Origin of the sequence: Pseudomonas sp. BRG-100, from assembly GCF_000737955.1 — a bacterium.
Lineage (GTDB): Bacteria > Pseudomonadota > Gammaproteobacteria > Pseudomonadales > Pseudomonadaceae > Aquipseudomonas > Aquipseudomonas synxantha_A.
Window position 1 is genome coordinate 1363637 of sequence record NZ_JPRX01000001.1, and the last position, 13074, is coordinate 1376710.

A 13074-nucleotide genomic window follows, 5' to 3' on the forward strand; every position below is an offset into this window, starting at 1 on the left:
GGCCATTATGCCTGCTTCACATATTCAATCTTGGTGATCCACCAGCACACCTCGCCGCCTGGGGTGTGCACGATTGCCTCATCGTCCACCTCCTTGCGCAGCAGAGCCCGTGCCATGGGCGAGTCGATGGAGATGTAATCCATTCGGTCATAAATCTCGTCATAACCCACGATACGAAAACGCTTGGTGTCACCCTGTTCGTTTTCGATTTCGACCCATGCGCCGAAAAACACCTTGCCCTCCTGCTCGGGCATGTATTCCACCACGCGCATATCTTCCAGGCGTTTACGCAGGTAGCGCACCCGCCGGTCGATCTCCCGCAACAGTTTCTTGTTGTACTGGTAGTCCGCGTTTTCACTGCGATCGCCCAGGGAGGCCGCCCAAGTCACTTTGCGCGTGGTGTCCGGACGCTTTTCCCGCCACAGGTAGTCCAACTCTTTTTTAAGCGCTTCATGGCCTTCTTTGGTAATCAGCTTGGTACTCAAACGCTTGCATCCCCAGGCAGTGTCCAATGGTGCCAAATACGCCAGGCATCATGCCCAGGCGTTGGCTGGCTGGGGGTGATGATAAATGAACCTGGGCGGCGAGCCCATCGGCTTATCCCTGGCCATCCAGGACCTGATCCAGGCCAAAGAGCGTCCCGTGCAGATGCTGGCGCACTCCTGACAGCTGCGACATCATCATCGCCAGCTTTTCCGCCTTTTGGTTGACCTCTGATTGCTGATCCTGCAATTGAGTATGACGCTGCTCCAGCTCTCGGTGTTTTTCGTCCAATAGGCTTTGCTGCTCTTGCAGCCGCATCTGCCACTGCTCAAGTTGCTCTTCCTTTTCGAGGACAGCGCGTTTTTTTTGCGTCAGCTCCTGAGCGACCTTGGCGAGATTGCTCAGGGTGCTGTCCATCTCAAGCAAAGACTCTTGCTCCAGCGGCGCAGGCTCCTCAAACGGTGGGACTTCAGGCTGTTCAACCTGAAAAGGCACCTTAACTGCCTCAGCGGGCGCCTGCGGCATCTGCACAAACGATGGCACCGGTTCTTCCACGATATCTTCAACCACAGGCTGTGGCGCAATCCTGGGTGGGGTTGGGTTGCGTGGCGGTGCAACCATTTGCGATGAGAAGCGGATCGACGGCACGATCACCGTACTACTTTCGATGGCAGGCAACGCAGGGGCTGACATGCCCAAGGTAATCACCTTCATCACCAATGCTTTCTTGATGATCACCGAGTGGTGATCCTCGGGTCGGGCAGGCGGCAACCTGCACCCCTTCAGGTCAATGAAATGGAACGGAACCTGGGGCTCGGCAGCCGGAATCGCCTTGGAGCCAGGTGCAGCCGCCTGCGTCAGAACCTGCTTGAAGACCTGCATCGCCACCTGCAAATCCTCCTTCGAATCAACGCCGCCCAGGAAGTAGCGTTCAAGCTTTTTACGCAGAACCGCGATGTAGACCCTGGAATGACCAGGTTCGGCTTCTTCATCGAGGCTATACACAAGAAAGTTCGACGCCGTTTGGGCGACAGCAAACCCACAGAGCAACGCACCGTTTACAGGTGCCTGCGCATCGCTGCGCTCAAGAACAAGAGTACGTAGAAGCATCATGGCGATCAGGCCTCGTTACAAAAGAGAAAACCTTATATAAACATCAGATAAACATCCGAACATTAATAAGCCCTCCAAACAAAACAATTGTTTCAGCGAATTATCGAGCCGAACGTAGGATTCTTCTTATAAGTCGCGCCGTGCGTTCCCAACCACAACTAATGAACGTACTCTTTTTAAGGCCCTTCCCTATACAGCGCCGCTTCGCACACGCCCCGAACACTTATTCGGTAACGACATGATCGAGATAAGCAACTTAACAAAACAGCTGGGCAGAACAAGCGCAATTACCAACATCTCCTTCAGTGCGCAGCATCAGGAATGCGTGGGCCTGCTGGGAGAAAGTGGCGCAGGGAAAACGACCTTATTGAACTTGATCGCCGGTACGATCAAACCGACTTCTGGGCAAATCAATATTCTGGGGTTCAATACCCAAACTCATTCACTTCAAGCCAAAAAAGCCATTGGCTATCAACTTCAAGGCGGACTCACCCACCATAGAATGTCCGTCAAAAACATGCTTAATTTTATTGCGGCCATTCGTGGTTTGAGGGGCCTGGAAAAGCGCAGCCAGGTAGAGCAGGTAGCCGCACGGCTGGACCTGATGCCCGTGCTCGACTGCCCCGCCGACATACTGCCCCCTGATTTGAAGCGCAGGGTTGCATTGGCCCAGGCTTTAGTCCATTCCCCAAGCCTGCTCCTGCTCGATGAACCCACGCAAGGGCTATGCCCTGATCAACGGCTCAAGTTCAGCGCACTCATCAAGTCCCTGACCGAGGACATGACGGTCATTATCGCCTCCCGCCACTACCACGAACTGACGGACATGTGCACCCGTGCCCTGGTCATCGCCGGTGGCCGCCTGGCCGCCGATGCTTCGCTGGCGGATCTGCAGCGCAGTTCCCGGCATTTCCAGGCGGTGACCCTGGCATCAGACAGCCCCTTGGATTTACTCGCACTTGCCGTATTACCCGGTGTCGCGGGCATCGAGGAGGACCGACATGCACAGGGCAAGGTGACTGTCCTGGCCATGCCCGGGCACTCCATCTTCCCCTCGATTAACGCGCTTATCGCACATCGCGGCTGGAACATAACGTCTTTGAGCCTGGAGCCGGGTCGCTTGGGCGATGTCGTTCACCATCTGAGCCAGGAGATACCTGCTTGAGACTGCTACCTGTTATTTTCAAGCGTCAACTCGCCAGTTATGCCTGCTCACCAAGCACTTACCTGAGTGTGGCGGTTTTCCTCGTGCTGTGTGCGACATTGGGATTGGACACCCAGCAATGGATGGAGCGAAACAGCAGCGATTTGCAGGCTTTCTTCGAACTGCACCCCTGGCTTTATCTATTGTTGGTCCCCATTTTATCGACGCAGTTGTGGTCGGATGAATACAACAGCAGCTTTTGCGACACGCTGAAATCCTTGCCTGTCACCGCCACTGAACAGGTGGTCGGAAAATTCATGGCAGCCTGGACCGTCTGCGCCATTGCCTTAATGTTTAATTTCCCTTTGGTGATCGCGGTCAACTATTTGGGCACACCGGATAATGCCGTTATCGCGTCACAATTCCTGGCCAGTTGGTTGTTGGCCGGAAGTTATCTCTCGGTGGGCTGCTTCATCTGTGTACTTGCCAAGCAACGCATCATTATTTTCCTGCTCACACTGGGCTTATTGCTGATTGCCAGCGCGCTTTCCTCAATGCTGGATGCACTTGATAGCCAGACACCCATTTGGATTATCGACAGCCTGATGTCCCTTGACCCTATTGTTCGCTTTAGCACGATGGATAACGGCAAACTGACACTGCATGACGGCTTTTACTTTATAAGTATGATCCTGGCTTTTCTCTTTGCGACGACCATCACACTCAACTACAAGAACAGCTGAGAAGGAAAGCCACTGATGGGATCCGCTCTTCGTGCGGGTATGACCTTACTTGTCATATCGCTACTGTTTCTGGCATTCAATCTGGTCTGGGTACCGAAACTACCCAATATCCGCTGGGACTTTTCACACACGCAAATCCATACCTTATCGTCATCAACGCGCCAACTGCTGACAACACTTGAAACCCCACTGGACCTGTATTACTTCAATGCTATCAATGCCCCTCAACGGAGCCAGGCAGTGAGTCGTTACGGCCGTCGCGTTGAAGACATGCTCAAGGAAGTCGAAAAAGCGGCCAACGGCATGATCAATCTACATGTCATCAACCCAACGCCTTTTTCAGAAGACGCTTACAAAGCCGGTTTGTTTGGCCTGGATGACACGCAAGGATTCCTAGGCCTTATTGGCACCCGTGCCGGCCATAGCGCGCAACGCATTGACCTGTTCAATCCCGAGCATGAGTCATTGCTTGAATATGAAATCAGCCACCTGCTCCACAAACTCATGCACCCTGAACGTCCCACTATCGGCCTGCTGTCGGGACTGGCGCTACATGAACCTGCCGGCGAACTACTGGAACAGATGCGCGAACAATTCAACGTGGTGGAACTGGCATCGACCATCGCTCAAGTGCCGTCATCGATAAGTACATTGATGGTCGTACAGCCCGGTGCCCTGCCCGAGCAGGCTCTGTATGCCATTGAGCAAGCGGTAATGAGAGGCGCAACGCTGATGGCCTTTATCGACCCGGTGAGCGAGATAGCTGCGCAAGCCATAACGACCAACGCCAGGCTGGATGCGCTGCTCACTGCATGGGGTATACAAATGCCTGCGGACAAGCTGTTGGTCGATAATATTTACGCCTCATCGGCTACGCCCGGCCCCGGAATGCCAAAGGTACTGCACCCAGCCAGGCTGGAACTTCCACGGCAGGCAATGAACCCGACAGACCTGAGCACCTGGAACCTGGATGCCGTGACCGTGTCCAGCAGCGGCGCCCTCTCCCTGTCCAACAAAAATCGTACGCTGCTGACCCCCTTGCTACAGAGCTCCCGGCAGTCCGCACTGCTGGATGCAGGGCGCTTTGCTTCTGCGACCACGTTCGACTCACTCATCGATGAAACCGCCACGACAGGAGAGCGCCACGTGATTGCCGCCCGTGTCGAGGGCCCCGCTTATTCGGTATTTCCCGACGGCCTCAAGGGCCAGCCACCGGGGATGCAACACACCGAGCAGATCCAGGTGGTGGTCGTGGCCGACACTGACGTGCTCGCGGACGCTGTCAGCAACGCTCAGCCCAACGGTAATGCGCAATTTGTATTGAATACCCTGGATAACCTGGCAGTTCCGGAGATACTCAGGCGCATCCGACCGCGCGTCATCACCCAGCCACTGCACAGGCTCGAACACATGCGCGAAGAAGCCGCACAGGCTTATCGCAAAAGTGCGGTTGAACTGGAGCGACGACAAGAGCTCACAGAGCAAGCATGGCAAAGGCTGAATCCAGGGCACGCAAGCCTGGTCACACAGGCCGTGGATACCAACACCCAGTTGCAGGCACTCAACAAGGAACGCCTGCAATTGCCCATCGAGTTGCATGCACTCAAAGCCCAGGCATACGCGCCCTTGCAGCGTTTCGAGCGATACCTTAAAGGGCTGATGATCGCCACGATGCCGTTACTGTTATGCCTGATTGCCTGGGGACTTTCCCTCCACCAACGTCGACGCCGATCAGCCGCGCCAGCGGCCTATGACTGACGGCTCAACGCCGCGCAATCAACCCCTGGCGGGCAATACGCGTCAGTTGGTGAATCACTTCATGGGCGTCGCCGGCATTGGGCGCCTGGATCACTGCAAGGTCGAAACTATTGCTGGCAAAACGAGCCAGGGATTCGCCGTCCTCGACAAACTGGATCAGGAACGCCGAGGGCCGACCGCTACGGCGTGGCCAGCCGTCCAGATAACGCAGGAGCGTCGGCTGGTGTTTACCACCCAGGAGGATTTTCGGATTGCGTTGAGTCAGGTCCGCGGTAATCGGGGCCAGGCGTATGAGAGGGCGTGGTGCATTCATCGTGTCGTGTCTCTGCCTCAAAAGTCTGCGGGCAGGTGAGAGGCAACACCGAACCAGCGCTTTAGCGGTATTTCGAAGAGCGCCCTGGGTGAGGATACGGACTTCTGTCGGGCTGCATTGAGTCCCAGTGGCGCCCCGCAATTAGCTGTTTAAATCGGCGCATGAACAGCATCCTAGAGAAGCCGGTGGGGCAGTGTCAAGAATCCCGAGCAACGAAAAGGCCCGCAGATGCGGGCCTTTTCCGGGACATGCAAACAGATCAGTCAGTGATGGCGCGATCAACCGACAGTTTGCCCGCACCTTCGAGCAATACCGCCAGCGCCCCGCCGAGCAAAGCCAAAGCAAATTCATACCCGTTGTTGGCCATGAACAAGCCGTTATGGATATGCACCGAGAAGATCGCAACCAGCGTGAGGAAGGTCAGGCCCAATGCTGCCGGGCGAGCGAGCAAACCAATGATCAGGGCCAGGCCGGCGAAAAACTCGGTACCGCCCGACAACACTGCCATCAGGGTACCCGGCGTCAGGCCGAGGCTTTCCATGAATTGGGCAGTACCCGCCAGGCCGCCGCCGCCAAACCAGCCGAACAGTTTTTGCGAACCGTGAGCGGCAAAGATGATGCCGACGAAGATGCGCAGGATAGTCAGGCCGTAACCGGCGCGGGTGGACAAGACGCGTGTAATCATTGGGCTCATTTAAATAAATCCTTTTCCAGGTAGGGGTTGGTTGGCCGCTATATTAATCAGTTTAAACAATGACAAAAGCGCAAATATTGCCTAATTAATATCGATAAATTTGATTATTTGCGTAAGGCAATTTTTGCTGCAGGCGGCTCCAGGGACTCTCGCTCCCGGTCGAACGCCAAGTAATACTTGTTGACGCTATTAACATAGCTGACGCCGCCCATCCCCACCTGCTCCATGGCGATGCGTTCAACCTGGAAGAACCATTGATTGGGGTTCAGCCCGCGGCGCTTGGCCTCCGTGCGCATCCCCTGGACCCGCTCCGGGCCCATGTTGTAGGCCGCCAGCACAAAAGCCATGCGCTCGCGCTCGTTGAGCTTGGGGCTGGAGAAAAATTTACGCCGGATCAACGCCAGGTAACGTGCGCCAGCTTGCACATTGCTATCGAGACTCTCGATGTTGTTGACCCCCACCCGTTGCGCCGCCGAAGGCGTGATTTGCATCAGGCCGGTCGGGCCGCCGCTATTGCGTGCGCCTGGGTCCAGGGAGGACTCCTTGAACGCCAACGCCGCCAGGTTCAGCCAGTCCATCCCTTGCTCGCGCGCATGTTTTTGCAGGACCGGGCGCAGTTTTTCCAGACGCTGGCGGTCGGCGCGCGCCAGCGGGTTGCGCACCTGATAGAGGCGTCGGTAGATACGCTGGAACGCCACGTCCTGATCGGCAGGGGTTCGATAGGTCTTGAGAAATCGGTCAATGCTGGCGCGCAGCATCGAAGCGTCCTGGCGCACGAACCAGAACTCGTCACCCGGTTCGCTGATTACCACCTGCTTGTCAAAGCGCAGCTTGGGCAGGATTTTCGACCAGCGCTCGGCAATCGGTTTTTCAACGATCGTCAGGTGAAAAATCCCGGCCTGCACCATCTCCAGTACATCCTCTACCGCCAGGCTAGGGTCAACCCACTCCACCTTCACCGGCGCTCGTTTGTGCAGCGCCAGTTTCTGATTGACCTGACTGATGGCATCCGCCGCCGCACTGCCGGTGGTCAGCGTCAACGTGCGACCAGATAATTGCTCCAACTTGGTAAATCGTCGCTCTCCCTTGACGCCGACCAGCCACAACGGCACATCGCTGACAATCGGCTCGCTGGCGCTGATTTTGTGTATGGCCTTCACATCCAGCAACTCGCCGGGCGCCACCAGGTCGCCTTCGCCACGGGCCAACGCGCCGAGTAACTGGTCCTTGGCCTTGGGGATGATCTTGAGGTTGATTTCCTGGCCATCGCGGGCGTGACCGTTGAGGTACTGTTCGAAGGCACGCAACCGATGGTATTCGACGCCGATGGCCTGGCCCTGCACTTCACCGGAGCTGTTGCGGCTCTGGTTGACCAGTACGCGCAGGGTGCGACTGGAACGAATTTGCGCCAGGTCACGCACCTTGCCAGGCTTGGTGACTTCCAACGGCCCGTCCAGACGTGCGACCGCCGCCATGGGCAGTAGCAACGTCAGGCACAACATAAGCAACGCCGAGGGTCGGATCATCCGCTCTCCGGAAAGAATACTGGCCAGCGCCTTCGCGAATAACAAAGTGCTGGAGGTCAGAAACAGAGCGCTCTATGCGCTGGCAAGGCGCGCAACGGCGACACAGTGACAGGCAACTGGCCAACCACAATGTCGCTTGCGACGTTCAAAGACAGCGATAACGCGTTGTAGTTCTTGGTTTTTCTTATAAATCTACAGCTCTGATATGCTTTCCGGCCGCAGGCGGAGATAGCACCATGCAACTCATTGATATCGGCGTCAACCTGACCAACCCCAGTTTCGACGAGAGGCACCAGGCTGTCCTCGAACGCGCCTACGCCGCTGGCGTGCAGCAATTGGTGCTCACCGGCACCAGCATCGAGGGCAGTGAACAGGCCCTGGAGCTGTGTGCAAAACTTGATGAAAGCGGCCAGCGCTTGTTCAGTACCGCTGGCATCCACCCTCACTCTGCCAGCGACTGGAACGGCGACAGTGCACAGCGCCTGCGTAGCCTGTTGGGAGAAAGTCGGGTGCGTGCCGTGGGCGAGTGCGGGCTGGATTTCAACCGCGACTTCTCCCCTCGCCCCCAGCAGGAAAAAGTCCTCGAACACCACCTGGCCCTGGCCGTCGAGCTGAAACTGCCGGTGTTTCTCCACGAGCGCGACGCCAACCAGCGCCTGCTGGAGATCCTCAAAGACTACCGCGACCACCTGCCCGCCGCCGTGGTGCACTGCTTCACCGGTGAACAAGCGGCGCTGTTCAGCTACCTGGACCTGGACTTGCATATCGGCATCACCGGCTGGATCTGCGATGAACGCCGTGGGACGCACCTGCATCCGCTGGTCAGGGAAATTCCCAGGGGCCGCCTGATGCTGGAAAGCGACGCGCCGTACCTGCTGCCGCGCACCCTGCGCCCCAAGCCAAAAAACGGTCGCAATGAACCGGCGTACTTGCCCGAAGTCCTGCGCGAAGTGGCCTTGCACCGTCATGAAACCCTCGAAGACCTGGCATTGCACAGCACCGCCTGCGCCCGCCGTTTTTTCGGCTTACCTGATGTGGATTGATGCCGTGCATTGACGCATGTCAAAAACGCTTTTCTGAGTAGCGGCACAATAATGGCACCTTGCCAATACTGTTTCCGCTATCAGAGAAAACCTTCCATGGGTGCCTGGCTTAGCAATATCTCGCTTAAGTACAAATTCTGGGCCGTCAATGCGGTCGCCTTCATTACCACCCTGCTGCTGGTGCTGTACGCGGTACAGCTTGAGCAACAGGCACGCAGCCAGGCATCCCAGGCTTCGGCCCAGGCTCAGGGGCGGTTGCTCAGCGCCTGGCCAGCCGACAAAGCCCTGCCCACCGGCGAGCAATGGCTGGCCTATGCCCAGGGGCAAATCCCACAATTGGGCGACCAGCCTCTTCCAGCCTTGAGTACTGCCAGCGGCTGGGTCGAACTCAATCACATGCCGCTGTTGGGCAAAAACCCACTGATAGGCGCCGAGGTGATCGATCGCGTTGACGGTCAACACGTCGCCGTCCTCGCCTACGCACCCAGCCTTGGCCAAGTGTTCAGCGAGCGCTTCGCCAACTATGCCGTCGCCGTGGCAATCCTGATGCTGGCCATGCTCGGCGCCTCACAACTGTTGATCCGCTTCCTGCTCAGCCAACTCAACACCCTCAAGGACGTGATGCTGCACGTCGAGAAAACCGGCGACCTGTCGGCACGCGTGCCCTTGGCCTGCAAGGACGAGGTCGGCCAGATGGCCAGTGCATTCAACGCCATGCAGGCCGGCTACCAGCGCGTGGTCAACACCGTGGCACGCACCGCCCGGCAACTGGATGACGGCGCCGCACGCCTGGCCAGCAGCATGAACGAGGTGCAGCACGGTATGCTCGGCCAGCAGAGCGAAACCGACCAGGCCGCCACCGCCATCAATGAGATGACCGCCACCGTCCACCATATCGCCCAGCACGCCGGCGCTACCCGCGACCTGTCCCAGACCGCCGACACCCTCGCCGGCAGCGGCCAGGAGGTGGTCATCCGCGTACAGCGTTCAATCGCCGGGCTGTCCAACGGCGTACAACAGACCGCCGAAATGATCCAGAAACTGGCCCAGGACAGCCAACAGATCAACGGCGTGGTCGGGGTGATCCACAGCATCGCCGAACAGACCAACCTGCTCGCCCTCAACGCCGCCATCGAAGCCGCCCGCGCCGGGGAAATGGGCCGAGGTTTCGCGGTGGTTGCCGACGAAGTTCGCAACCTGGCCAAGCGCGTGCAAAGCTCTACCGACGAAATCACCCGCATGGTCTCGGCATTGCAAGCCGGTACTCGCGATGCGGTGGACTTTATGCAGGAAAGCTCATTCAAGGCCGACGACTGCGTACAACAAGCCCAGGAAGCTGGCGCCGCACTGGCGCAAATCACCGGTGCCGTGGCGCAGATGCGCGAAAGCAATACTCAGATCGCCGTCGCCGCCGAACAGCAAAGCCATGTGGCCGAAGAGATGAACCGCGCCGTGGTGAGTATTCGCGATGTCACCGAAAACACTGTACAGCAGACCGTGTCGTCGGCGACCACCAGCAATGAACTGGCGACGTTGGCGGGTGAGTTGAGCAAGGCGATTGGGCAGTTGAAGCTGTAAGACTGTTCCACCTGTAATCCGATTCCTACCACCAAGCCTCGGTTTACCTGAAGTTTAGGCGAAACTTCCTCGCCATCTCCGCGAATAACGCCGACTTCTTTTACCCAAGAACCTCTGCAAAGTCCCTCGCCTGATTGAACAGTGCGAGGGATTGCAGATGGTTGTTTTCGTTAGAGCCCTGGTTGACAGGGCTGGCTCTTGATTCCGGTGATCGCTGGCTTCGTGCTGGCCCCCATGGATCCCAAGGCGCCGGATGTCACTCGCGTTTTAGCGGATTTTCGTACCTGCCTGAACACGTTCGACGCGTGGGCCGACAGCCTGTTGGGTGGTTCGGCACTTGCCGTGGAGCAGGTGTTCAAGGTTGGGGAAGACGTCGCACTGGTCGCGCCGGCTTCTTCCGATAAACCCAGCCGTACCGTCGCTCAATGCAAAGCCCAGGGTGGGTTGACTCTGGTGCATCTGTTTGAAAGTACCCGGTTTGTACCCATCGGCAATACCCAAGTGGAACTGCAAGCCCTGGCTCGGGATGGCAGCCCAGTCGGCGCGCCGCTTCATCGGACCATCGGCCCCAGCGGCATTCTCGAAGTCAACGACTGTACCCGCGATCAGCAGTACCAAATCACCTTTTACCCCAATGTCTCCAGGGATCACGTCAAGGCGCTGTATGCCTCCTACACGTCAGTGATTGCCGGGTTGGAAGCTGATCTGCGTAAACAGTGGGACGAGCGTTTCGCGCCTCAATGGGCAGACTTTGCCAAAGATCCTGCTTACAAGCGCAGTGCGATGCAGGGCATTGCCTTCGCTACCGGACTTGGCAAGGCGCTCTACAACCTGTGGGACAGCATCACCGAGCTGTATGACCTGCTCGCGAACCTCAAATCCAACAGCGAAAAGTTGCTGAAGTACCTCTCCCGGGCCGAACTGGACGCGCTGCTCGCGCTGAGCAAAGACACGCTGGCCAAGGGATTGCTGGTGCTCAGTGATGAGCCGCTGCTGTTTATCTACGTGGCAGCGGTGGTGGCCTGGATACGGATGCTGCCGCCGCCCGAAATGTACGAGCTGCTGGGTGAAATCACCGGCGAAGTGTTGATCAATTTGCTACTGATCTGGGCTACGCGGGGTATTGGCGTACAGCTGCGGCTGGGTGCGCAGGTGCTGAGTGGCGTCAAGTCCGGCGGGGCGCGGGCGTTGTTGGAGTTGCTGGCCAGGCAGGTGGCGGGGCCGCGGTTGGACACGCATGTTGAGGCCGCCAAGCCTGTGTTGCTGAGCAGTGCGGCGACGCCGGTCAAGGCCGTGCCGGTGGTGCCGTTGAAGGCCGGCGACACGCTGGTTTCGAACCCGGTGCCGGTGGTTCGCAACAAGACCCGACAGACCGTGTTGGTCCGTCAGGAACACGTCGATGATGTGCCTGCCGTGGCGTCGAATCCAAAAGGGGATGCGGCGGCGCCAGCGGACAAGACGGTCACCAACGGCTGCCCGGTGTCGATGGTCACCGGCGAGGAATTATTGACCCTCACTGATGGTGCGCTGGACGGTGTTTTGCCGTTTGAGTGGACGCGGTTGTATCGCACCAGTGCGGTGGGTGTGGATTGCGGGTTGGGGTTTGGCTGGAGTCATGCGCTGGCGCACAGGCTTTGTGTGTCGGGCGATTCGGTGGTGTGGATCGACCATGAGAACCGCTCGACCACCCTGCCCTTGCCTACAGCGGCTCGACCCGCGATCACCAATAGCCTGGCGGAAGCGGCGATCTACTTGGGCTCGGCTCCTGATGAGTTAGTACTGGCCCAGGCGTCGCGGTTCTATCACTTTCGCGACGGTGTGCTGGTCTCGATCAGCGATGCGTATGACAACCGTCTACGCATTTGCCGTGATCATTCCGGGCGAATTGAGCGGCTGGATAACGGTGCTGGTCGCTCGCTGCTGTTGCGTTATGAGCTGGGTCGTATCGTCGCGGTGGACTACCAGGTACATCGCGCCAAAGGGCGTGAGCCCTACGTGTGGGAGACCGAACAGAACGTCGTTTCCTACGCCTATGACGAAGCGGGACGACTTGTTTGCGCGACCAATGCTGTCGGAGAAAGCGAGCGTTATAGGTACGACGATCAGCACGTCATTCTTGAGCGGCAGCTGGCCGGTGGGGCGAGTTTCTTTTGGGAATGGGAGCACGCTGGCAAGGCGGCGCGTTGCGTTCGGCATTGGGCGAGTTTTTCCCAGATGGACACGCGCTATGCCTGGGACGATGACGGCCACGTCACCGTGCATAACGCCGATGGCAGCCAGGAAGTGTATGTCCACGACGACCGGGCGCGGTTGGTTCAGCGCATCGATCCGGACGGCGCGCAGCATTTCAAATCCTACGATGCCAAGGGGCGGCTGACCGTCGAGCAGGATCCGCTGGGCGCGGTGACGGCGTATCAGTACGACGAAGCCGGACGCTTGGTGGCGTTGTTTCCCGGGGATGATGAGCCGACCTCCTACGAACATGACAACGGCTTCGTACGGGTTGTAAGGCGCGGCGAGGCTGTCTGGAAATACGAGCGTAATGAGCAAGGCGATATTACGCGTAGGATCGATCCTGACGGCGAGGTTACCGATTACAGCTACAACAAACACGGGCAACTGACCGGAGTTTGGTACCCGGATCACAGTTGCCATCGGCTGGTGTGGAATGAGCGTGGC

The 13074-nt window shown here is 58.0% G+C and carries 11 protein-coding genes; 6 read left to right on the forward strand and 5 right to left on the reverse strand.

Annotation, left to right across the window (positions count from 1 at the left end):
- Positions 1–5: 5 nt before the first annotated feature.
- Together greB and JH25_RS21315 are read right to left on the reverse strand one after the other, a co-directional pair.
- Positions 6–485 (reverse strand): transcription elongation factor GreB, encoded by a 480-nt coding sequence (gene greB, locus JH25_RS21320; protein ID WP_005786387.1) that lies wholly within the window; start codon positions 483–485, stop codon positions 6–8.
- Positions 486–597: 112 nt separating this feature from the next.
- Complete coding sequence (locus JH25_RS21315; RefSeq protein ID WP_032877141.1) at positions 598–1596, reverse strand: hypothetical protein; 999 nt, start codon at positions 1594–1596, stop codon at positions 598–600.
- Positions 1597–1834: 238 nt separating this feature from the next.
- Here JH25_RS21315 and JH25_RS21310 point away from each other — a divergent pair, with 238 nt between their 5' ends.
- The 3 genes from JH25_RS21310 to JH25_RS21300 are packed head-to-tail and all read left to right on the forward strand — an operon-like array spanning position 1835 to position 5241.
- Positions 1835–2761, forward strand: a complete 927-nt coding sequence (locus JH25_RS21310) for an ABC transporter ATP-binding protein (RefSeq protein ID WP_032877142.1) — start codon at positions 1835–1837, stop codon at positions 2759–2761.
- Positions 2758–3483, forward strand: coding sequence for an ABC transporter permease (locus JH25_RS21305; RefSeq protein ID WP_032877143.1), 726 nt, complete (start codon positions 2758–2760; stop codon positions 3481–3483). The genes JH25_RS21310 and JH25_RS21305 overlap by 4 nt, the downstream gene beginning before the upstream one ends.
- 15 nt (positions 3484–3498) lie before the next feature.
- Positions 3499–5241, forward strand: a complete 1743-nt coding sequence (locus JH25_RS21300; protein WP_032877144.1) for a Gldg family protein — start codon at positions 3499–3501, stop codon at positions 5239–5241.
- A gap of 4 nt (positions 5242–5245) precedes the next feature.
- Here the strand turns inward: JH25_RS21300 and JH25_RS21295 are convergent, their stop codons facing one another.
- The 3 genes from JH25_RS21295 to JH25_RS21285 all read right to left on the reverse strand — a co-directional run bounded on the left by JH25_RS21295 (position 5246) and on the right by JH25_RS21285 (position 7774).
- Positions 5246–5554, reverse strand: coding sequence for a hypothetical protein (locus JH25_RS21295; RefSeq protein ID WP_032877145.1), 309 nt, complete (start codon positions 5552–5554; stop codon positions 5246–5248).
- A 259-nt stretch (positions 5555–5813) separates the two neighbouring features.
- Positions 5814–6248, reverse strand: coding sequence for a DoxX family protein (locus JH25_RS21290; RefSeq protein ID WP_032877146.1), 435 nt, complete (start codon positions 6246–6248; stop codon positions 5814–5816).
- Positions 6249–6352: 104 nt separating this feature from the next.
- Positions 6353–7774 (reverse strand): transglycosylase SLT domain-containing protein, encoded by a 1422-nt coding sequence (locus JH25_RS21285; RefSeq protein ID WP_032877147.1) that lies wholly within the window; start codon positions 7772–7774, stop codon positions 6353–6355.
- 236 nt (positions 7775–8010) lie between these two features.
- Between JH25_RS21285 and JH25_RS21280 the strand changes: the two genes are divergently transcribed.
- The 3 genes from JH25_RS21280 to JH25_RS21270 form a co-directional block, all read left to right on the forward strand.
- Positions 8011–8817: a TatD family hydrolase gene (locus JH25_RS21280; RefSeq protein WP_032877148.1), complete on the forward strand. Its 807-nt coding sequence runs from the start codon at positions 8011–8013 to the stop codon at positions 8815–8817.
- A 96-nt stretch (positions 8818–8913) separates the two neighbouring features.
- On the forward strand, positions 8914–10395 hold the full coding sequence (locus tag JH25_RS21275) for a methyl-accepting chemotaxis protein (RefSeq protein WP_032877149.1): 1482 nt from the start codon (positions 8914–8916) through the stop codon (positions 10393–10395).
- Between the two features lie 198 nt (positions 10396–10593).
- Positions 10594–13074, forward strand: a 2481-nt coding sequence (locus JH25_RS21270) for a DUF6531 domain-containing protein (protein ID WP_032877150.1), incomplete at its 3' end; no start/stop codon positions are given.

Bases quoted from the DNA above. Each gene is read 5' to 3' on its own strand.
- JH25_RS21295 (WP_032877145.1), bottom strand. From the start codon at position 5,554: ATGAATGCACCACGCCCTCTCATACGCCTGGCCCCGATTACCGCGGAC.
- JH25_RS21285 (WP_032877147.1), bottom strand. From the start codon at position 7,774: ATGATCCGACCCTCGGCGTTGCTTATGTTGTGCCTGACGTTGCTACTG.
- JH25_RS21290 (WP_032877146.1), bottom strand. From the start codon at position 6,248: ATGAGCCCAATGATTACACGCGTCTTGTCCACCCGCGCCGGTTACGGC.
- JH25_RS21315 (WP_032877141.1), bottom strand. From the start codon at position 1,596: ATGATGCTTCTACGTACTCTTGTTCTTGAGCGCAGCGATGCGCAGGCA.
- JH25_RS21280 (WP_032877148.1), top strand. From the start codon at position 8,011: ATGCAACTCATTGATATCGGCGTCAACCTGACCAACCCCAGTTTCGAC.
- JH25_RS21310 (WP_032877142.1), top strand. From the start codon at position 1,835: ATGATCGAGATAAGCAACTTAACAAAACAGCTGGGCAGAACAAGCGCA.
- JH25_RS21275 (WP_032877149.1), top strand. From the start codon at position 8,914: ATGGGTGCCTGGCTTAGCAATATCTCGCTTAAGTACAAATTCTGGGCC.
- JH25_RS21300 (WP_032877144.1), top strand. From the start codon at position 3,499: ATGGGATCCGCTCTTCGTGCGGGTATGACCTTACTTGTCATATCGCTA.